We start from the raw sequence: 17,632 nt of genomic DNA, 5'->3' as shown, positions 1-17,632 counted from the left end.
TTACCCATGATGCGGGTAAATTGTATTTACCAGTTTAGTGGGTAATTTTCGATTACCCATCCAATGAGTAAAATGCGGGATATCCGTCCCATGGGCAAAGACACATGCGTCAGCTCCTTGCCACACCCTCACAGCTCGGCCCGCTCCTGAAGTCGGGGCGGCGGGCGGCCGGCTTGTCGCAGACCGAGCTGGCGAACCGCATGGGCATCAGTCAGAGCCGCATCTCGCACATGGAGCTTCACCCGGAGTCCGTCAGCCTCGAGCAACTGCTCGCGCTCTTCGGCCTGCTCGGCATGGAGCTCATGGTCCAGTCGAGATCGGACGCGTCCGCGTCCCAGGAGTGGTGAGCCCGTGGGCCGCAGATCGCATTCACGGGCCCTGTCGATCTGGGCCAACGGCGAACGGGTCGGCGCCTGGCGGATTCCCGCGCGTGGCGAACCGGAGCTCGTCTACGACCCGGCATGGATGGCTGCGCCGGCCGGGCGCCCCCTGTCGCTGTCGCTTCCCCTTGCATCGGGCGGGCTCAAGGGTGCCGTCGTCAACAGCTACTTCGACAACCTGCTGCCTGACAGCCGCGCCATCCGCGAGCGGATCGCCACGCGTTTCGGCACTGCGTCCACGGACGCGTTCGAGCTGTTGCAGGCGGTCGGACGCGATTGCATCGGCGCCATCCAGCTCCTTGCCGAGGACGACGCGCCGGCGAGTCTGCACAAGATATCGGGGACGCCGATGTCGGTGGACGAGGTCGAGGCGCTGCTCCTGCAGACCGTGACGCCGGGCCGCCTGGGCGGCTTGCCCGAGGAGGCGGACGCGTTGCGCATCTCGCTGGCCGGGGCGCAGGAAAAGACTGCGCTCCTGTGGCACGACCAGCAGTGGATGCGGCCGCACGGCGCGACGCCGACGACGCACATCCTGAAGCTGCCGCTGGGCCTCGTGGGACACCGGCAGGCGGACTTCAGCACCTCGGTGGAGAACGAATGGCTCTGCCTGAACATCCTCGGGGCCTACGGCCTCGCGGTTCCGCGCTGCGCCATCCTTGGCTTCGGCAGTCAAAAGGTGCTGGCCGTCGAGCGCTTCGACCGGCAGCTCCATTCCTCGGGCAGTTGGCTGATGCGCCTGCCCCAGGAAGACTTCTGCCAGGCACTGGGCGTCCCTTCGCACCTCAAGTACGAGGCGGACGGCGGCCCGGGTCTGCTGGACCTGGCCAAGATCCTGCAGCAGTCGGTCCATGCGCGCGAGGACCTGCGGACGCTGCTCGCCGCGCAGCTGGTCTTCTGGATGCTCGCGGCACCGGCCGGCCACGCCAAGAACTTCAGCATCCACCTGCTGCCGCAGGGGCGCTTCAGGCTCGCGCCGCTCTACGACGTGATGTCCATCTGGCCGGTGGAGGGCGCCGGCCCCAACCAGTTCTCGCGTCATGACGCCAAGCTGGCGATGGCCGTGATGGGGAAGAACAGGCACTATCGGCGCTCGACCATCCAGCGGCGCCACTTCAATGCGACGGCGCGCTTGTGTGGCCACGGACCCGACGCCGAAGACATCGTCGCCTCGGTGCTCGATGCCACGCCCGGCGTCATTGCGCGAATGGAATCGCAGTTGCCCCCCGGCTTTCCGCCGAAGGTGGCGCAGTCCATCCTGGGTGGGCTTGCCGCGTCCGCGAAGGCGCTGGAGGCCATGCCCGCGGACTAGGGCTCCTCAGGTCTCGATGAACAGCCCCGGGTCCACCATGGCCCGGTTCAGCATCACCGACCAATGCAGATGCGGGCCGGTCACACGGCCTGTGGCCCCCACCGCGCAGAAGCGCTCGCCGGCCTTGACCGGATCGCCGGGCCTCACGTCGATCGCGCTGAGGTGGCAGTACATCGTGAGCAGCCCGCGCCCATGGTCCAGCCAGACGGTGTTGCCGTTGAAAAAATAGTCGCCGGTGTCGATCACCCGGCCGTCCAACGGCGCCCTCACCGCCGCGCCGGTGGGCGCCGCGATGTCCATGCCGCTGTGCGGGTTGCGCTTCTCGCCGTTGAACACGCGCCGCAGGCCGAAGGAGCTGGAACGCCGCCCCGGCACCGGCACGCGCATGCGCAGCTCGCCCGGAGGCAGGAGCTCGCTGAACGTGGCCATCACCGTCTGCAGGTGGGCGCGCTCGCGCTCGTAGCGAGCCGTGTCCTCAGCCGACAGGTCGACCTGGCCGGGCGCCACCTTGAGATGCTGTTCGCGGTAGCGCTTGGGTCCGATCGCATAGGGCAGCTCGCGCACGCCGCCGTCCTCCCGCGGAACCCGGATACGAGCCTCGCCCGGCGGCGCAGACAGCGGAATGCCCACCAGCGCGGTCCATTCGATGGCATCGCCCAGCACCAGCAGCGGCACGTCCTCCTCGGTGCGCGCCTGCGGCCGCCGGGCGCCCGGACCCAGCGAGAGCCGGGCCACGCCGCCGGGGACTTGCAAGGCGCGGGGCCATGCCTGCAGGTCCTGCGCCGCCTGCGCGGCGGGTTGGGCCATCAGCCCGAGCAGGCTCAGCAGGGCTTCGCGGCGCTTCAGGTGCATGGGCTCAGGCCTTGGGCTTGTAGGCCACCACGTCGATCTCGACCTTGGCATCGACCATCAGCCGCGCCTCGGTGGTCGAGCGTGCCGGGAAGTTGCCGTTGAAGTAGCTCATGTAGACCCGATTGAAGGCACCGAAATCGCGCGCGTCATGCAGCCACACGGTGCTCTTGCACACGTCTTCCAGCGTAGCGCCGGCCAGCGCCAGCGCCGACTTGATGTTTTCCATCACCTGTCGGGTCTGGGCCTCGACGCCGCCCAGCACGATCTCGCCCTTGGCATCGGCCGGCACCTGGCCCGAGACATAGACGAAATCCCCGGCTCGCACGGCGGGGGACAGGGGACGGATCTGGCGGTCCGAGGCGTTGGGCGAGACACCGAGGTATTCGAGCGGCATGGGAAGCTCCTGAGTGAAAGAGAAGGGGGTTTGAGGCGTCGGCAAGGCCGGCTTCATGAAATTCTATTTCAGACGAAAACCTGAAATCTAGGGTTTACACCCATGTATTGGCGCGCTGCTTGCTTCAAAGTCCGGCCCGAAGAGAAAGTTTTTTTCATTTCATCGATCACGAAGGAGTTCTACATGCAGACCCCCGGACGCCGAAGCGGCCAGCCCGCACTCTCGAAGCGCAGCCTGCTCGGCGCTTGCCTGCTCGCGCTCGCCGGCCTGGCGGCAGTGCCGGCGCAGGCCCAGGGCGCGCGCAACTTCGCGACCCTGGCCATGGTGGCCGAGCCCCAGACGCTGGACCCGATGGCCTCCACCGCGGACCTGGTCGGCACCATCATGCAGCATGTGTACGAGCCGCTCTACACCTTCGATGCCAAGTGGAACGTCGTCCCCATGCTGGCCGAGGGCATGCCGAAGATCTCGGCCGACGGCAAGACCTACGCCATCACGATCCGCAAGGGCGTGATGCTGCACAACGGCCGCGAACTGAACGCCGACGATGTGGTCGCCAGCCTGCAGCGCTGGATGGACCAGTCACCCCGCGGCAAGGCCGTGGCCAAGGAGATCGAGAGTCTGAAGGCCAAGGGCCCGCTGGCCGTCGAGGTGGTGCTCAAGCAGCCCTATGCGCCGCTCCTGGCCCAGTTTGCGCTGCCCAGCGGCATGGCCGCGATCATGGCCAAGGATTCGATCGCGCAGCCGCTCAAGGACTTCGTCGGCACCGGCCCCTACAAGTTCAAGGAGCGCCGGCCCGACCAGTACGTGCTGCTCACGAAATTCGACAAGTACAGCGCGCGCAAGGAAGCCCCCAGCGGCTACGGCGGCAAGCGCGAGGCGGCCATCGAGGAGCTGCGCTTCGTGCCGGTGCCCAATGCCAACACTCGCGTCGAGGGCGCGCTGGCCGGCCAGTACGACTTCGCCGACCTGCTGCCCACGGAGGCGCTGCCGCGGCTGGAGAAGGCCGCCGGCAAGACGCTGCCGATCATGACGCCGGCCTTCGGCTTTCCTTACCTCGTGTTCAACACCAAGGAAGGCGTGATGGCCAGCCAGCCGGTGCGCCAGGCGGTGCAGCTGGCGCTGGGCGAGGGCGAGATGCTGGCGGCCGGCTTCGGCGACACGCGCTTCTTCGTTGCCGAGGGCAATCACTTCCCCAAGGGCTCGCCCTTCTACGCGACCGGCGGCACCGAGCTCTACAACCAGCGCAACGCCCCCAAGGCCAAGGAGGCCGCCGCCAAGGCCGGCTACAAGGGCGATCCGATCCGGGTGCTGACCAGCCGCCAGTACGACTTCCACTACAACATGGCGCTCCTGATGGCCGAGCAGCTCAAGCGCGCCGGCTTCAAGGTCGACCTCAACGTGGTCGACTGGGCCACGCTGGTGCAGCGGCGCAACGACCCGAAGCTGTGGGACATCTACGTCACCCACTCGGGCCAGTTCCCCGAGCCCATGCTCTCGCCGCCGCAACTCGGCGACGGTGCGCCGGGCTGGTGGGACACGCCGGCCAAGAAGGCGGCGCTCGCGGCGTTCAACGTCGAGAGCGATCCGGCCAAACGCGGCCAGCTCTGGGGCAAGGTGCAGCAGGTGGTCTACGACGAGGTGCCGTACGTCAACGTCGGCAAGTTCAACGGCCTCTCGGCCAAGAGCCCGGCGCTGGACAACTACCAGCCGATGACCTGGCCCTTCTTCTGGAACGCACGGATCAAGTAAGCCGCATCCGGGCAGCCGAACGCAGAACGAAGACGAAGGTCACCGCTTCCACATTCACCCGATGACAACACCAACCTTGGTCCGCTACCTGGCCTCCCGCCTCGCCGGCATGCTCGTCGTGCTGGCCATCGTCGCCGTGCTGGTCTTCATCCTGACGCGCGCCGCCTCGGGCGATCCGGTATCGGTGCTGCTGGGCGACCAGGCCACCGCCGCCGACATTGCCCGCGTGCAGAAGGAATACGGCCTCGACAAGCCGCTGCCGGTGCAGTTCGGCTACTGGCTGCGCGAGGTGCTGCAGGGCAACCTGGGCCAGTCGATCTTCCTTCAGCGCCCGGTCACGCAGGCGCTGATGGAACGCGCCGAGCCGACCACGCTGCTGTCGCTGATGGCGGTGGCGATCGCGGCGCTGATCGGGCTGCCCTGCGGCATCGTCTCGGCCGTGTTCCGCGGACGCGCGGTCGACCAGTTCTTCACCGGCATCGCGATGCTGGGCGCCAGCATCCCGAGCTTCTGGCTGGGCATCGTGCTGATCCAGATCTTCGCAGTCTCGCTGGGCTGGTTCCCGGTTTCGGGCTACGGCGCGCCCGGTGCGCCGCTGGCCGAGCGCCTGCATGCGCTGATCCTGCCGGCGACCGTGCTGGGCCTGCTGAACTCGGCGCTGATCATCCGCTTCACCCGCGCCTCGATGCTCGACGTACTGGGCGAGGACTACGTGCGCACCGCGCGTTCCAAGGGTCTGGCCGAGAGCACCGTGGTGTTGAAGCACGCGCTGCGCAATGCGCTGGTGCCTATCGTCACCGTGCTGGGCCTGACCATCGCGCTGATGATCGGCGGCGCCGTCGTCACCGAAACCGTGTTCGGCCTCCCGGGCGTCGGCAACCTGGTGGTGAACGCGGTGCTGCGCCGCGACTATCCGGTGATCCAGGGAGCCCTGCTCGTGATCGCCGCGATCTACGTGCTCATCAACTTCTCGATCGACCTGCTGTATGCGGTGGTGGATCCGCGCGTGAAGCTGTGAACGGGACAGGCGGACATCCGTTCCCGTTCCCGACCCCGACACCGACCCCGCCTCCGATGGACTGACATGCAACTCCCACGAATGCTCCGCCAGCTGATGCATCGCCGCATCGTGCTGATCTCCGCCCTCGTCCTGCTGGTGATCGCGGTGCTGGCCCTCGGCGCGCCCTGGTTCGCCTCGGCCGATCCCAATGACACGGCCGTGCTCGATCGCCTGAAGCCGCCCAGTGCGGCGCACCTGATGGGCACCGACGAGCTCGGCCGCGACATGTATGCGCGCATCGTGCACGGCGCGCGCTACTCGCTCGCGATCGCGGCGTTGACGGCGCTGGGCTCGGTGGTGCTGGGCACCCTCCTCGGCCTCATGGGCGGCTTCTTCCGGCGGCTCGATGCGCCGCTGATGCGGGTGGTCGACGCGATGATGTCGTTCCCCGACATCCTGCTGGCGATCGCGTTGGTCGCCATCCTCGGCCCCTCGCTGGTCAACGTCGTGCTGGCGCTGGTGCTGGTCTACACGCCGCGCGTCGCGCGGGTGGTGCGCGCCTCCACGCTGGTGGTGCGCGAACTGCTCTTCGTCGAGGCGGTGCGCGCCCTGGGCGTGCGCACTTCGCGCATCCTGTGGCGCCACATCCTGCCCAACCTGATGTCGCCGATCCTGGTGCAGGTGTCCTTCATCTTTGCCTACGCGATCCTGGCGGAGGCAGGGCTGTCCTTTCTGGGCGTCGGCGTCCCGCCAGAGATCCCGACCTGGGGCACCATGGTCGCAGGCAGCCAGCAGTACGCGGACCGGGCCTTCTGGGTCGTGCTGTTCCCGGGCCTCGCCATCATCTTCACCGCGCTCTCGCTGCAGCTCCTGGGCGATGGCGTGCGCGACCTGCTCGACCCGAAACTCAAGAAGGCCGCCTGATGACGATGAACACCCCGCCTCGCCTGATGGTGCGCAACCTCGGCACCTCCTTTCCCACCGAAGACGGCCTGGTTCGTTCGGTCGCCGAGGTGAGCTTCTCCATCCAGCCCGGCAAGACCACCGCGCTGGTCGGCGAGTCCGGCTCGGGCAAGTCGGTCACCAGCCTCACGCTGATGCGCCTGCTGCCGAAGACGGCCAATGCGCAGGTGTCGGGCCAGACCGCCTTCGTCACCCGCGACGGCCGCACGGTCGACCTGCTCGGCCTGTCTGACCGCGAGATGCGGCGGCTGCGCGGCAACGAGCTCTCGATGATCTTCCAGGAGCCGATGACCAGCCTCAACCCGGTCTTCACCGTCGGCGAGCAGATCGCCGAGAGCGTGCGCCTGCACAAGGGCCTGGATCGCAAGTCGGCGCTGGCGCACGCGCTGCGCATGCTGGAGCTGGTCGAGATCCCGGCCGCGGCGCAGCGCGTGCACGAGTACCCGCACCAGCTCTCGGGCGGCATGCGCCAGCGCGTGATGATCGCGCTGGCCATGGCCTGCGATCCGACGCTGCTCATCGCCGACGAGCCGACCACGGCGCTCGACGTCACGATCCAGGCGCAGATCCTCGAGCTGATGCGCAAGCTGCAGGCCGAGACCGGCATGAGCATCCTCTTCATCACCCACAACCTCGGCGTGGTGGCCCACCATGCCGACGACGTGGTCGTGATGTATGCGGGGCGGGTGGTCGAACGCGCGCCGGTGCGGCCGCTGTTCGCATCGCCCGAGCATCCCTACACGCAGGGCCTGCTCGCCTGCCTGCCGGGCAAGACGCAGGCGCGCGGCGAGGGCCGGCCCCGGCGCCTGTTCGCGATACGCGGGCAGGTCTCGAGCCCGCTGGCGCCGCCGCCGGGCTGCGCCTTCGAGCCGCGCTGCGACCACGCGATCGAGGCGTGCAGGCAGGCGATACCGCCGCTGGTCGATACCCATGAGGACCGCCAGGCACGATGCATCCGCGTCCCCGCGGCCCAGACGCTCGCGAGGGCTGCATGACGAGCGCTCCCGCGGCCTCGCTCCCGCTCCGCCAACGCCCAACGCCCATGACCAACGCCGCCGCTCCCCTCATCGAGGTCCGCAAGCTCAAGAAATACTTCGGAACCGGCGAGCGCCCCGTGCGCGCCGTCGACGACGTCTCCTTCGCCATCCACCCCGGCGAGACCCTCGGCCTCGTCGGCGAATCCGGCTCCGGCAAGAGCACCATCGGCCGCACCGTGCTGCGCCTGATCGAGCGGACCGAAGGCGAGGTGCTCTACCGCGGCGAGGACATCGGCAAGCTCGCGGCGGGCCCGCTGCGGCGCCTTCGCAGCAAGCTGCAGATCATCTTCCAGGACCCCTACGCCAGTCTCAACCCGAAGATGCGCATCAGCGCCATCCTCGGCGAGGCGCTGGCCACGCACGGCCTGGCCAAGGGTCCCGGGGAGCGCGAGCGGCGCATCGCCGAGCTGCTGGAGACCGTGGGCCTGCGGCCCGAGCATGCGAGCCGCTTCCCGCACGAGTTCTCGGGCGGCCAGCGCCAGCGCATCGGCGTGGCGCGCGCGTTGGCGGTGGAGCCCGAGTTCATCGTGGCCGACGAGCCGCTGTCGGCGCTGGACGTTTCCATCCAGTCGCAGGTGATCAACCTGCTGGCCGACCTGCGGGAGCGCCTGTCGCTGACCATGCTCTTCATCTCGCACGACCTGGACGTGGTGGAATACCTGTGCGACCGCGTGGTCGTGCTCTACCTGGGCAAAGTGATGGAAGTGGCCGAGACCCGCGAGCTCTTCGAGCACCCGCAGCATCCCTACACCCGGGCGCTGCTGGCCGCGAGCCCGAAGCCCGATCCGCTCGCGCCCAACGAGCGCGTGGCGCTCAAGGGCGACATCCCGAGCCCGATGGCGCCGCCTTCGGGCTGCGTCTTCCGCACGCGCTGTCCGCACGCCATCGAAGCCTGCGCGGCCACCGTGCCGCCGCTCGACGAACTTTCGCCGGGCCATTTTTCCGCCTGCATTCGCAAGGAGCTGATCCGGCATGCGCCGCCGGGCCGCTCGCACGCCGAAACCCTCGCGCACAGCGCGGAGGTAATTGAATGACCACTGACAACGAACTCTTCGACCCGCTCTTCGACACCCGCTTCAAGGGCTACCCGCGCACCCAGGCGCCCCGGCGCCGCAGCGAGATCGGCGAGGCCGGCTGGCACGTGCTGGCCGGCGACCTGCCGCTGCCGCTGGCCGTGCTCAAGCGCGAGGCGCTGGAGCACAACCTGGCCTGGATGCAGGCGCGCGTGCGGCAATGGGGCATCGACCTCGCGCCGCACGGCAAGACCACCATGTCGCCGCAGCTGTTCCGCCGCCAGCTCGATGCCGGCGCCTGGGGCCTGACCTTCGCGACCGTCACGCAGCTGGCCATCGGCGTGGCCGCCGGCGCGCGCCGCACGGTGATCGCCAACCAGGTGGTGAGCGACGAGGACCTGGCCGGCATCCAGTTGCTGCTGCGCGCGCACACGGACCTGCGCGTGGTGTTCCTCGTCGACTCGCTGGCGCAGCTCGGGCTGATCGAGGGCTGGGCCGCGCGCCATCCGCAAAGCCTGCCTTTCGAGGTGATGCTGGAGATCGGCGTCGATGGCGCGCGCACCGGCTGCCGCACACACGAGGAGGCGATCGCGCTCGCGACCCGCTTGCGCGAGAGCGCTGCGGTGAAGCTCGTCGGCATCGAATGCTACGAAGGGCAGGGCGCGACCGGCGACAGTGCGGCCGACACGGCCTACACCAACGCGCTGATGGACCGCGTCGAAGCCGTGGCGCGCCATTGCGAAGCGAACCAGCTGTTCGAGACCGGCGAAGTGCTGGTCTCGGCCGGCGGCTCCGCGCTCTACGACCTGGTGGCCCTGCGGCTGAAGCCGGCGATCGGCGGCACGGTGCGCGGGCTGCTGCGCTCGGGCTGCTACGTCACGCACGACCACGGCACCTACCAGCGCCTGCAGGTCGCGGTCGACCAGCGCATGGGGTGCGAGTGCGGCGAGAGCCTGCGTCCGGCCATGGAGGTGTGGGCCACCGTGCAGTCGCGCCCCGAGCGCGGCCTCGCGATCGTTGCCGTGGGCAAGCGCGACATCTCCTTCGACCTCTCCATGCCGGTGCCGATCGCCAGGGCCGCGCGCGGGGCGCTGGCGCCCACGGCGGTGCCCGCGACCTGGCAGGTCAGCGCATTGAACGACCAGCACGCCTATCTGCGCTGGGACGCGGCCGACGAGGCCCTGGCCCCGGTGGTCGGCGAACGCATCGGGTTCGGCATCTCGCACCCTTGCACCACCTTCGACAAGTGGCACTGGATGCCGATCGTCGAAGACGACTACCGCGTGAGCGACGCGGTGTCGATCCATTTCTGATGGCGATGACGAACTCCCTGCTGCAGAAGGTCGCCGCGACCCGCGCCGGCGCGCCGGCCACGCGGCGCGCCATCCTGGACCTGATCCTCGAGGACCCCGATCGCGTGCTCGAGGAAAGCTTCGAATCGCTGGCCGAGCGCTCGCGCAGCTCGGTGCCCACCATCATGCGAACCTGCCGCGACCTCGGCTTCGCAGGGCTGCGCGAGTTCAAGCTGGCGCTGGCCCAGGAGCTGGCGCTGGGCGGCTCGCCCCTGCACCGGCGCGTCGACATCGCCGACACGGCCGACGCGGTGGTGGGCAAGATCGCCCGCAGCGCCGCGGCGTCGGTCTCGGGCGTGCGCAGTCAGCTCGATATGGCGGTGCTCGACGGCGCCGTGGGCGCCATCGCTGCGGCGCCGCACGTGGACCTGTACGGCGCCGGCGCCACCTCCTGGTTCATGGCCAACGACCTGCAGGCGCGCCTGTTCCGGCTCGGCCTCTCCGCCAATGCCTGGGCCGACTACCACCTGCAGCAGGTGGCGGGCGCGGCGCAGCGGCCCGGCGGCGTGGTGATCGCGATCTCGCATGTGGGCGGCATGCCCTCGCTGCTCGACGCGGTCGACATCGCCCGCGGGCAGGGCGCGAAGGTGGTCGCGCTCACCCGGCCCGGCACCGCGCTGGCAGCGCGGGCCGATTTCCTGCTGGGCCTGTCGGTGCCCGACGATGCCGTGATGCACGTGGGCATCGACGCCTACCTCACGCACCTGACGGCGATCGAGATTCTGACCGTGCTGGTTGCGCAGCGCCGTGGCGAGCCCGCCGTGCAGCGGCTGCAGCGCGCGCGCGAGGCCTTTCAGCGCCACGGCATCGATGCCAGCACGCATCCTTTGCAGAGCTGGGATGGCGGCGGAGTGAAGCATGGCTGAGAACGAACTCGAAAGCGCCGCCGCCCGCGCCACGCTGCTCGAAGCCGGCCTGATCGTCGACGGCTCGGGCGGCCCGAGCTGGACCGGCGACCTGCTGCTGATCGGCGACCGGATCGCGGCGCTGGGCGAGGGTCTGCGCCGGCGGCTGCCGGCGGGCGTCGACGACGACACGCTCGACGTGGTCGACTGCCGCGCCAAGGTCATCGCGCCCGGCTTCATCGACGTCCATACGCACGACGACGCCATCGTGCTGCGCGACCCCTTGTGCCTGCCCAAGATCTCGCAGGGCATCACCACCGTGGTCACCGGCAACTGCGGCATCTCGCTCGCGCCGTACCGCACGCCGCAGGCGCAGCCGCCGCTCACCCTGCTGGGCATCGATTCCTTCCGGCACGCCACCATGGCCGAGTACCGCGCCGCGGTCGAGGCGGCGCGGCCGGCGCTCAACGTCGCCGCGCTGGTGGGCCACACGACACTGCGCTTCGCCGCCATGGAGGCGCTCGACCGCGCGGCCACCGACGACGAGCGCGCGCGCATGGGGGCGCTGCTCGAGGCATGCATGATCGACGGGGCGCACGGCCTTTCTTCCGGCCTGTTCTACGAGCAGGCCTTTGCCGCGCCGGCCGAGGAGGTGACGGGCCTGGCGCGCATCGTGGCCCGCCATGGCGGTGTCTATGCCACGCACCTGCGCAGCGAGATGGAACGCATCATCGAGGCGATGCACGAGGCCGGCGACATCGCCTTCGGCGCCGGCGCGCCGCTGGTGATCTCGCACCACAAGTGCGCCGGTCCGGCGAACTGGGGCCGCACGAAGGAGACGCTGCCGCTGGTCGATGCGCTGGCCGAGCGCCAGGAGATCGCGCTCGACGTCTACCCCTACGTCGCCGGGTCCACCGTGCTGCGCGAGGACCTGGTGGACGGCGTCATCGACATCCTCATCACCTGGTCGGATCCGCATCCCGGCGTGACCGGCCGAATGCTGGCCGACATCGCGCGCGAGTGGGGCGTCGACCAGCAGGAGGCCTGCAGGCGCCTGCAGCCCGGCGGCGCCTGCTACTTCCAGATGAAGGAAGAAGACGTGGAGCGCGTCATCGCGCACCCGCGCACCATGATCGGCAGCGACGGCCTGCCGCACGACCGCCATCCGCATCCGCGCCTGTGGGGCGCCTTCCCCCGCGTGTTCGCGCGCTACTGGCGCGAGCGCCGGCTCTTCACGCTGGAGCAGGCGGTGCACAAGATGACCGGCATGACCGCGCGCAATCTGCGCATCGCGGACCGCGGCCTGCTGCGCGCCGGCGCGATGGCCGACGTGGTGGTGTTCGACCCGCGCACCATCGCCGACACCGCCACCTACGACCGGCCGAAGAGCGCCAGCGTGGGCATCGAGCGGGTGTTCGTCAACGGCGCCTGTGCCTTCCGCGGCGGCGAGCCCGAGCCCGTGGTGCTGGCGCGCGCGGGGCGCATGCTGACGCGGGGGGCGTAGCGAACCGGGGTCGGACATCCGTACGCAAAGGACACAGGGGACGCAAGGGTTTCGCAAAGGACGCAAAAGGAGAATGCCTCGCCGAGTCATTGCTGCTGCGGCCCTCGCGCTGCTGGGCCTGTGCGGTGCGGGCGCCCACGCGCAGGCGAGTCCGGCCTGCCTGGAGACCGCCACCCGGAGCGCGCCGTCGCCGCGTGCCCTGGCGATGGCCGCTGCGGCGCTGCAAGAGCAGCGTGCCTTCGGCGGCCAGGTGCTGGACGCGGAGGGCCGGCTCGTCGAGCCCGGCTACACGGAAGCCGAAGCGCCGCGCAGGTCCGCGCTCGTTCCGGCGCCGTGGGAGCGCGTGATGGGCTATTGGCGCGCCGTCGATGAGCGCGAGCGCCGCCTTCCGTCGGAGGTGGACTTCGGCGGGTGGCTTCCGGCCGACCGTGGGCTGCTGCGGCAGGCGCTCGATCAGGCGAGCGCGGACCATCTCCAGGGCTTGGGCGTCGGGCCGGACCAGGGCCTCGCCTCGCATGAGCTGCGCGCGCTGCAGGCCGCGTTGGACCGCGTCGCCGTGATCGACACGCCCTGGTCCGCCGCCTTCGTGAGCTGGCTTGCGCGTGCGGCGGGCCTCGGGCCGCAGGAGTTCGTTTTTTCCGAGGCGCATGCCGATTACGCGGCAGCCGCGTGGCAGGCCGGCATCGACGAGGCGCAGGGCCGGCCCACGGCCTATGCGATGCGCGCCTGCGATCTCGCGCACACGCCGCCCCGCGTCGGCGACCTGGTCTGTCATGCGCGCAGCGACGATCCCGAGGTCGCAAGCTTCGAGGGCATCGGCCGGCTGCTGGCCACGCGCCGGACGGGCGGCGCTGCGCTGCCCATGCATTGCGACGTGGTTGCAGCCGTGGACGCCACGGGCTTCGACGCGATCGGGGGCAACGTGCTGCAGTCCGTCAGCCTGCGCCGCCTGGACTTCGCGGCCGGCACGCAGCGGCTCGATCCGAGCTATGTGCACGGCTGCGATGCGGCGACGCGGGGCTGCGTCGATCGCCACATGAGCCGGCAGCCGTGGTCGCTGCTGCTGCAGTGGCGGTGACGCGGCAGCGGGCGCCAAGGCGCCAGGCCAACCCCCGGGCCGGCCCGGATGGCGCAGGCCTCGATAAGTACTATCTTCTTACTATCGCTTTCGTCCATGGCCCGGATCGATGCCGTCGATACGTCTCCACGCATGCGGTTCAACAAGCTCGACCTGAATCTGCTGGTCGCACTGGATGCCATGCTCGCCGAGCGCAGCATCAGCAAGGCGGCGGAGCGGCTGCACCTGAGCCAGTCCGCCATGAGCAATGCCCTGGCAAGGCTGCGGGACTACTTCGACGACGAGTTGCTGGTCCAGGTCGGCCGCAAGCTGGAGCTGACCCCGCGGGCCGAGACGCTGAAGGAGTCGGTGCGCGACGTCCTGGTGCGGGTGGATTCGGCGATCCTTGCGCAGCCGCGCTTCGACCCCGCCCATTCGGACCGCTGCTTCCGCATGGTCGTGTCCGACTACACCTCGATGGTCCTGATGCCGCATGTGCTCGCTCTGGCGAGCCGGCAATCCCACACCGTGCGGTTCGACCTGCTGCCGCTGTTGCAGCCACCCTTGCGCGAGCTGGAGAGCGGGGAGGCCGACCTGCTCGTCCTGCCGACCGAATACCGCACCCCCGGCGAGCACCCCTGGGAGGTGCTGTTCGAAGAGCAGTTCGTCTGCGCGGTCTGGAACGGGGGCTGCTTCGCGCAGGCCGAGCGTTTGACGGCCGAGCAGTACGCCGCTGCCGGCCACGTCGTGATGCAGCCGTCCGGCATGGACGCGCCCACCCGCGCGAGTTGGCTCAAGCGGCGCTACCCGGGCGTGCGGCGCATCGAAGTCAGCAGCTTCAGCTTCGCTGCGGTTCCCTACCTGGTCGTGGGCACCGACCGCATCGCCACCATGCACGCCCGTCTGGCGCGGCTGGCCCGCAAGTCCCTGCCCCTGCGCGTGCTGCCGGCACCCCTGCCGTCGCCGGCAATGCAGCAGACCCTGCAATGGCACAAGTACCGCACGCTGGATCCGGGGCTGGTCTGGCTGCGCGCCCTGCTGCAGGAGGCGGTGCGGCACATGGACGCCGAACTGGGCGCAGCGCCCACCGGCGGTGTATCGCTCGAGCAGGCCTCGTCGAAGTGAGCGCCTAGAGGATGCGGTTGAACCAGAGCAGCGAGAGCCCCGCCGACAGCAGCGCCAGCACCGCGGCGCCGAGCGCGAACAGCGCCGAGATCTCGGTCTCCTTCTTCTCGACCGTGAGCCTGGAGCTCAGCGTGTTGTAGACCTTGGTCAGGTCGGCCGCGGTACCCGCGTAGTAGTACTCGGCTTGCGTCTTGTTGGCGATGGCCTTGAGCGTTTCCTCGTCGAGGCGCACGCGCATCGACCAGCCCTCGAAGCCGATGGTCTCGCCGTCCACCGTGCCGATGCCCACCGTGTAGACGCGCACGCCGTGCTCGGCCGCGACCTTGGCCGCGTCGAGCGGGTCGACGCCGGTGGTGCGCTGGCCGTCGGTCAGCATGATGATGGCCGCCGAGGTGTAGGAGCCGGGCGCCACCGGCGTGAACTCCTTGGGCGGCGGCTTGCCGGCCTGCTCGATGGGCACGCCGCGCGTGCGGTTGTTGGCCTGCGGGCCGAAGTTCGAGATGTCGATGCCGGCGTCGGGGAACAGCGTGGCCAGCGAGACCACGATGGCGTTGCCGGTGGCCGTGGCGCGCTGCAGCTGGAAGGAGTCGATCGCCTGGACCAGTTCCTCGCGGTTGGTGGTGGGCAGCTGCGCGACGTTGGCGCTGCCCGCGAAGGCGACGATGCCGACCTTCACGTGGCGCGGCAGTTCCTTCAGGAAGGCCTTGGCCGCCTCCTGCGCGGCGACCAGCCGGTTGGGCTGGACGTCGGCAGCGCGCATGCTGCCCGACACGTCCATCGCGAGAATGATGGTCTGCTGGTTCGAGGGCAGCACCACCACCGCCATCGGCCGCGCCGCCGCGATCAGCATCGCGACCATCGCGAGCAGGAACAGGAAAGGCGGGATGTGGCGCCGCACGCTCTGGCGCACGCCCATCGCCTCGCGCACGATCGACAGGCTGGCGTAGCGCAGCGCCAGCTTCTTCTTGCGCCGCAGCAGCCAGACATAGAGCAGAACCAGCAGCGGCATCGCCGCCAGGAGCCAGAGGAATTGAGGCCAGAGGAAGTTCATGCTGCCACCGCCTTGGGCTGGGACGAACCGGCGCGCACGCGGCGCTTGCGCATGTCGGCAAAGCGCACGATCGCTTCCACCAGATCGTCGTTGGTCGAGAGTTCGAGCGTGTCGACGCCGACCTTGGCCAGCGTCTCGCGCAGCGTGGTTTCGCGCTCGACGGCGAGGCGGGCGAAGCGCTTGCGGAAGGCCGCGTCGTGGGTGTCGACCCAGAGCTGCTCGCCCGTCTCGGCATCGGTGAGCGGCACCAGGCCGAGATCTGGCAGCTCCAGTTCGAGCGGATCGAAGAGCCTCACCGCCACCACCTCGTGGCGCCGCACCAGCTGCGCCAGGGCATGGTCCCAGCCGGGCTCGCTGAGGAAGTCGGACACGACGAACACCGTCGAGCGCCGCGGCATCAGCACGGCGGCGGACTTGAGCAGCTCGGCCAGCCGCGTCATGCCCTTTTGCTTCGGCTGGTCCTTCTGGCGCCCGCGGCGCTCCATCGCGTTCAGCAGGTACAGCACGTGGCGCCGGCCGGTGCGCGGCGGGATCACCGCCTCGACGTCATTGCCGTAGACCAGCGCGCCGACCCGGTTGCCGTGTCGCGTGAGCAGGCGCGCGATCACGCCGACGAAGCCGGCCGAGATCTCGCGCTTCGCCTTGCGGCCGGAGCCGAAGTCCACCGAGCGGCTCAGATCGAGGATGAACCAGGCGGCCATCTCCCGGTCTTCGGTGAAGACGCGCACGTGCGGCGTCTGCAGGCGGGCCGTGACGTTCCAGTCGATGTGGCGCACGTCGTCGTGATGCTGGTACTCGCGCAGGTCGGCCAGGTCCAGGCCGGTGCCGCGCATCAGCGTGCGGTAGTCGCCTTGCAGCAGGCCGTCGAGCCGGCGGATGACGGTCCATTCGAGCCGGCGCAGCGCGCGCTCGGTGCCGCTGGCCGCGGCCTCGGCCGCGAGCTGGGCGTCGTTGGCCGCCGGACGGCGGCTAGGCCACCAGCTTTTCATGTTCGAGCGGCTTGGCCGGCGGCGGGACGGCCCGCATGATGCGTTCGATCAGGCTGTCGGGCGTGAGGCCTTCGGAAAGGCCCTCGTAGGACAGCGTCACGCGGTGGCGCAGCACGTCGGGCACCAGGGAAGTCATGTCCTCGGGCAGCGCGTAGGTGCGGCCGCGCAGCAGCGCCAGTGCGCGCGCGCCCTCGGTCAGGTTGATGCTGGCGCGCGGGCTGGCGCCGTAGGTGATGAAGCGCCGCATGTCCTTCAGGCCATGGCGGTCGGGCGAGCGGGTGGCCGAGACCAGGCGGACCGCGTACTGGATCAGCGAAGGATCGACATACACCTGCCGCGCCTCGGCCTGCAGCGCCGCGAGCTGGTCGGTGGTCGCGACCGGGCTGGCCTCGACCAGGGGGCCGATCACGCGCTCGACGATCACGAACTCCTCCTCGTCGCTCGGGTAGTCGACCAGCACCTTCATCATGAAGCGGTCGACCTGCGCCTCGGGCAGCGGGTAGGTACCTTCGGTCTCGATCGGGTTCTGCGTCGCCATCACCAGGAAGGGACGGGGCACGCGGTGCGTCTCGCCGGCGATCGTGACCTGGCGCTCCTGCATCACCTCGAGCAGCGCGCTCTGCACCTTGGCGGGCGCGCGGTTGATCTCGTCTGCCAGCAGCAGGTTGGCGAACACGGGGCCCAGCGAGGTGCTGAACTCGCCGGTCTTCTGGTTGTAGATGCGCGTGCCCACCAGGTCGGCCGGCACCAGGTCGGGCGTGAACTGGATGCGCTTGAAGCGGCCGCGCACGGCGTCGGCCAGCGTCTTGACGGTGAGGGTCTTGGCCAGGCCCGGCACGCCTTCCACCAGCAGATGGCCACCCGCCAGCACCGCCACCATCACGCGTTCCAGGAAGCGGTCCTGGCCGACGACGACGCGCTTGACCTGATAGAGGATCTGCTCCATCAGCTCGGCGGTGGTGGCGGAAGGCGCGAGGGTGGGTTCGGTCTCTGTGCTCATGCGGTGCTT

17 protein-coding genes are annotated in these 17,632 nt (G+C 69.7%); 12 read left to right on the top strand and 5 right to left on the bottom strand.

The window, feature by feature from the left end; all coding sequences use genetic code 11:
- Window positions 1–104 precede the first annotated feature (104 nt).
- Window positions 105–347, top strand: a complete 243-nt coding sequence (locus tag J2739_RS20605; RefSeq protein ID WP_309905048.1) for a helix-turn-helix domain-containing protein — start codon at window positions 105–107, stop codon at window positions 345–347.
- Window positions 348–351: 4 nt separating this feature from the next.
- Window positions 352–1,689, top strand: a complete 1,338-nt coding sequence (locus tag J2739_RS20600) for a type II toxin-antitoxin system HipA family toxin (protein ID WP_309905046.1) — start codon at window positions 352–354, stop codon at window positions 1,687–1,689.
- A gap of 6 nt (window positions 1,690–1,695) precedes the next feature.
- Here the strand turns inward: J2739_RS20600 and J2739_RS20595 are convergent, their stop codons facing one another.
- Together J2739_RS20595 and J2739_RS20590 are read right to left on the bottom strand one after the other, a co-directional pair.
- A complete protein-coding gene (locus J2739_RS20595) occupies window positions 1,696–2,592 on the bottom strand; it encodes a peptidoglycan DD-metalloendopeptidase family protein (protein WP_309905043.1) in 897 nt (298 codons plus the stop codon).
- Complete coding sequence (locus J2739_RS20590) at window positions 2,546–2,935, bottom strand: RidA family protein (protein WP_309905041.1); 390 nt, start codon at window positions 2,933–2,935, stop codon at window positions 2,546–2,548. Before J2739_RS20590 ends, J2739_RS20595 begins: the two co-directional genes overlap by 47 nt.
- A gap of 183 nt (window positions 2,936–3,118) precedes the next feature.
- On the opposite strand from J2739_RS20590, the gene J2739_RS20585 reads away from it, so the two are divergent.
- From J2739_RS20585 to J2739_RS20540, 10 genes are all read left to right on the top strand, one after another.
- Window positions 3,119–4,687: an ABC transporter substrate-binding protein gene (locus tag J2739_RS20585; RefSeq protein WP_309905039.1), complete on the top strand. Its 1,569-nt coding sequence runs from the start codon at window positions 3,119–3,121 to the stop codon at window positions 4,685–4,687.
- A 76-nt stretch (window positions 4,688–4,763) separates the two neighbouring features.
- Complete coding sequence (locus J2739_RS20580) at window positions 4,764–5,705, top strand: ABC transporter permease (protein ID WP_309905308.1); 942 nt, start codon at window positions 4,764–4,766, stop codon at window positions 5,703–5,705.
- 66 nt (window positions 5,706–5,771) lie between these two features.
- Entirely contained in the window at window positions 5,772–6,611 is an 840-nt protein-coding gene (locus tag J2739_RS20575; protein WP_309905037.1) for an ABC transporter permease, read from the top strand.
- A complete protein-coding gene (locus J2739_RS20570; protein ID WP_405053920.1) occupies window positions 6,611–7,645 on the top strand; it encodes an ABC transporter ATP-binding protein in 1,035 nt (344 codons plus the stop codon). Before J2739_RS20575 ends, J2739_RS20570 begins: the two co-directional genes overlap by 1 nt.
- Window positions 7,646–7,692: 47 nt before the next feature.
- On the top strand, window positions 7,693–8,721 hold the full coding sequence (locus J2739_RS20565; RefSeq protein WP_309905035.1) for an ABC transporter ATP-binding protein: 1,029 nt from the start codon (window positions 7,693–7,695) through the stop codon (window positions 8,719–8,721).
- On the top strand, window positions 8,718–10,013 hold the full coding sequence (locus J2739_RS20560) for an amino acid deaminase (RefSeq protein ID WP_309905033.1): 1,296 nt from the start codon (window positions 8,718–8,720) through the stop codon (window positions 10,011–10,013). The genes J2739_RS20565 and J2739_RS20560 overlap by 4 nt, the downstream gene beginning before the upstream one ends.
- A gap of 5 nt (window positions 10,014–10,018) precedes the next feature.
- Window positions 10,019–10,918, top strand: coding sequence for a MurR/RpiR family transcriptional regulator (locus tag J2739_RS20555; RefSeq protein ID WP_309905031.1), 900 nt, complete (start codon window positions 10,019–10,021; stop codon window positions 10,916–10,918).
- Complete coding sequence (locus J2739_RS20550) at window positions 10,911–12,401, top strand: N-acyl-D-amino-acid deacylase family protein (RefSeq protein ID WP_309905029.1); 1,491 nt, start codon at window positions 10,911–10,913, stop codon at window positions 12,399–12,401. The genes J2739_RS20555 and J2739_RS20550 overlap by 8 nt, the downstream gene beginning before the upstream one ends.
- 73 nt (window positions 12,402–12,474) lie before the next feature.
- The gene (locus J2739_RS20545) at window positions 12,475–13,479 is read left to right on the top strand and encodes a DUF2272 domain-containing protein (RefSeq protein WP_309905027.1); all 1,005 of its coding nucleotides are present in this window, start codon (window positions 12,475–12,477) and stop codon (window positions 13,477–13,479) included.
- Window positions 13,480–13,611: 132 nt separating this feature from the next.
- On the top strand, window positions 13,612–14,583 hold the full coding sequence (locus tag J2739_RS20540) for a LysR family transcriptional regulator (protein ID WP_309905025.1): 972 nt from the start codon (window positions 13,612–13,614) through the stop codon (window positions 14,581–14,583).
- 4 nt (window positions 14,584–14,587) lie between these two features.
- Here J2739_RS20540 and J2739_RS20535 read toward each other — a convergent pair whose 3' ends face one another.
- From J2739_RS20535 to J2739_RS20525, 3 genes are read right to left on the bottom strand one after another with little or no spacing between them, the layout of a single operon-like run.
- Window positions 14,588–15,634 carry a VWA domain-containing protein gene (locus tag J2739_RS20535; protein ID WP_309905023.1) on the bottom strand — a complete coding sequence of 349 codons (1,047 nt, stop codon included), beginning with the start codon at window positions 15,632–15,634 and terminating at the stop codon, window positions 14,588–14,590.
- Window positions 15,631–16,623, bottom strand: coding sequence for a DUF58 domain-containing protein (locus J2739_RS20530; protein WP_309905022.1), 993 nt, complete (start codon window positions 16,621–16,623; stop codon window positions 15,631–15,633). Before J2739_RS20530 ends, J2739_RS20535 begins: the two co-directional genes overlap by 4 nt.
- On the bottom strand, window positions 16,604–17,623 hold the full coding sequence (locus J2739_RS20525; protein ID WP_309905020.1) for an AAA family ATPase: 1,020 nt from the start codon (window positions 17,621–17,623) through the stop codon (window positions 16,604–16,606). The genes J2739_RS20530 and J2739_RS20525 overlap by 20 nt, the downstream gene beginning before the upstream one ends.
- Between the last annotated feature and the right edge of the window lie 9 nt (window positions 17,624–17,632).

Origin of the sequence: Variovorax soli (assembly GCF_031454625.1) — a bacterium.
Lineage (GTDB): Bacteria > Pseudomonadota > Gammaproteobacteria > Burkholderiales > Burkholderiaceae_C > Variovorax > Variovorax soli_A.
The sequence above is the reverse complement of the archived record's forward strand: the minus strand, read 5'-3'. Positions and strand labels throughout refer to the sequence as shown.

What these genes read in the sequence shown, in the direction of transcription:
- J2739_RS20535 (WP_309905023.1), bottom strand. Translation starts at nt 15,634, where the DNA reads ATGAACTTCCTCTGGCCTCAATTCCTCTGGCTCCTGGCGGCGATGCCG.
- J2739_RS20585 (WP_309905039.1), top strand. Translation starts at nt 3,119, where the DNA reads ATGCAGACCCCCGGACGCCGAAGCGGCCAGCCCGCACTCTCGAAGCGC.
- J2739_RS20590 (WP_309905041.1), bottom strand. Translation starts at nt 2,935, where the DNA reads ATGCCGCTCGAATACCTCGGTGTCTCGCCCAACGCCTCGGACCGCCAG.
- J2739_RS20565 (WP_309905035.1), top strand. Translation starts at nt 7,693, where the DNA reads ATGACCAACGCCGCCGCTCCCCTCATCGAGGTCCGCAAGCTCAAGAAA.
- J2739_RS20570 (WP_405053920.1), top strand. Translation starts at nt 6,611, where the DNA reads ATGACGATGAACACCCCGCCTCGCCTGATGGTGCGCAACCTCGGCACC.
- J2739_RS20550 (WP_309905029.1), top strand. Translation starts at nt 10,911, where the DNA reads ATGGCTGAGAACGAACTCGAAAGCGCCGCCGCCCGCGCCACGCTGCTC.
- J2739_RS20540 (WP_309905025.1), top strand. Translation starts at nt 13,612, where the DNA reads ATGCGGTTCAACAAGCTCGACCTGAATCTGCTGGTCGCACTGGATGCC.
- J2739_RS20530 (WP_309905022.1), bottom strand. Translation starts at nt 16,623, where the DNA reads ATGAAAAGCTGGTGGCCTAGCCGCCGTCCGGCGGCCAACGACGCCCAG.
- J2739_RS20555 (WP_309905031.1), top strand. Translation starts at nt 10,019, where the DNA reads ATGACGAACTCCCTGCTGCAGAAGGTCGCCGCGACCCGCGCCGGCGCG.
- J2739_RS20525 (WP_309905020.1), bottom strand. Translation starts at nt 17,623, where the DNA reads ATGAGCACAGAGACCGAACCCACCCTCGCGCCTTCCGCCACCACCGCC.
- J2739_RS20575 (WP_309905037.1), top strand. Translation starts at nt 5,772, where the DNA reads ATGCAACTCCCACGAATGCTCCGCCAGCTGATGCATCGCCGCATCGTG.
- J2739_RS20545 (WP_309905027.1), top strand. Translation starts at nt 12,475, where the DNA reads ATGCCTCGCCGAGTCATTGCTGCTGCGGCCCTCGCGCTGCTGGGCCTG.
- J2739_RS20560 (WP_309905033.1), top strand. Translation starts at nt 8,718, where the DNA reads ATGACCACTGACAACGAACTCTTCGACCCGCTCTTCGACACCCGCTTC.
- J2739_RS20605 (WP_309905048.1), top strand. Translation starts at nt 105, where the DNA reads ATGCGTCAGCTCCTTGCCACACCCTCACAGCTCGGCCCGCTCCTGAAG.
- J2739_RS20595 (WP_309905043.1), bottom strand. Translation starts at nt 2,592, where the DNA reads ATGCCAAGGTCGAGATCGACGTGGTGGCCTACAAGCCCAAGGCCTGAG.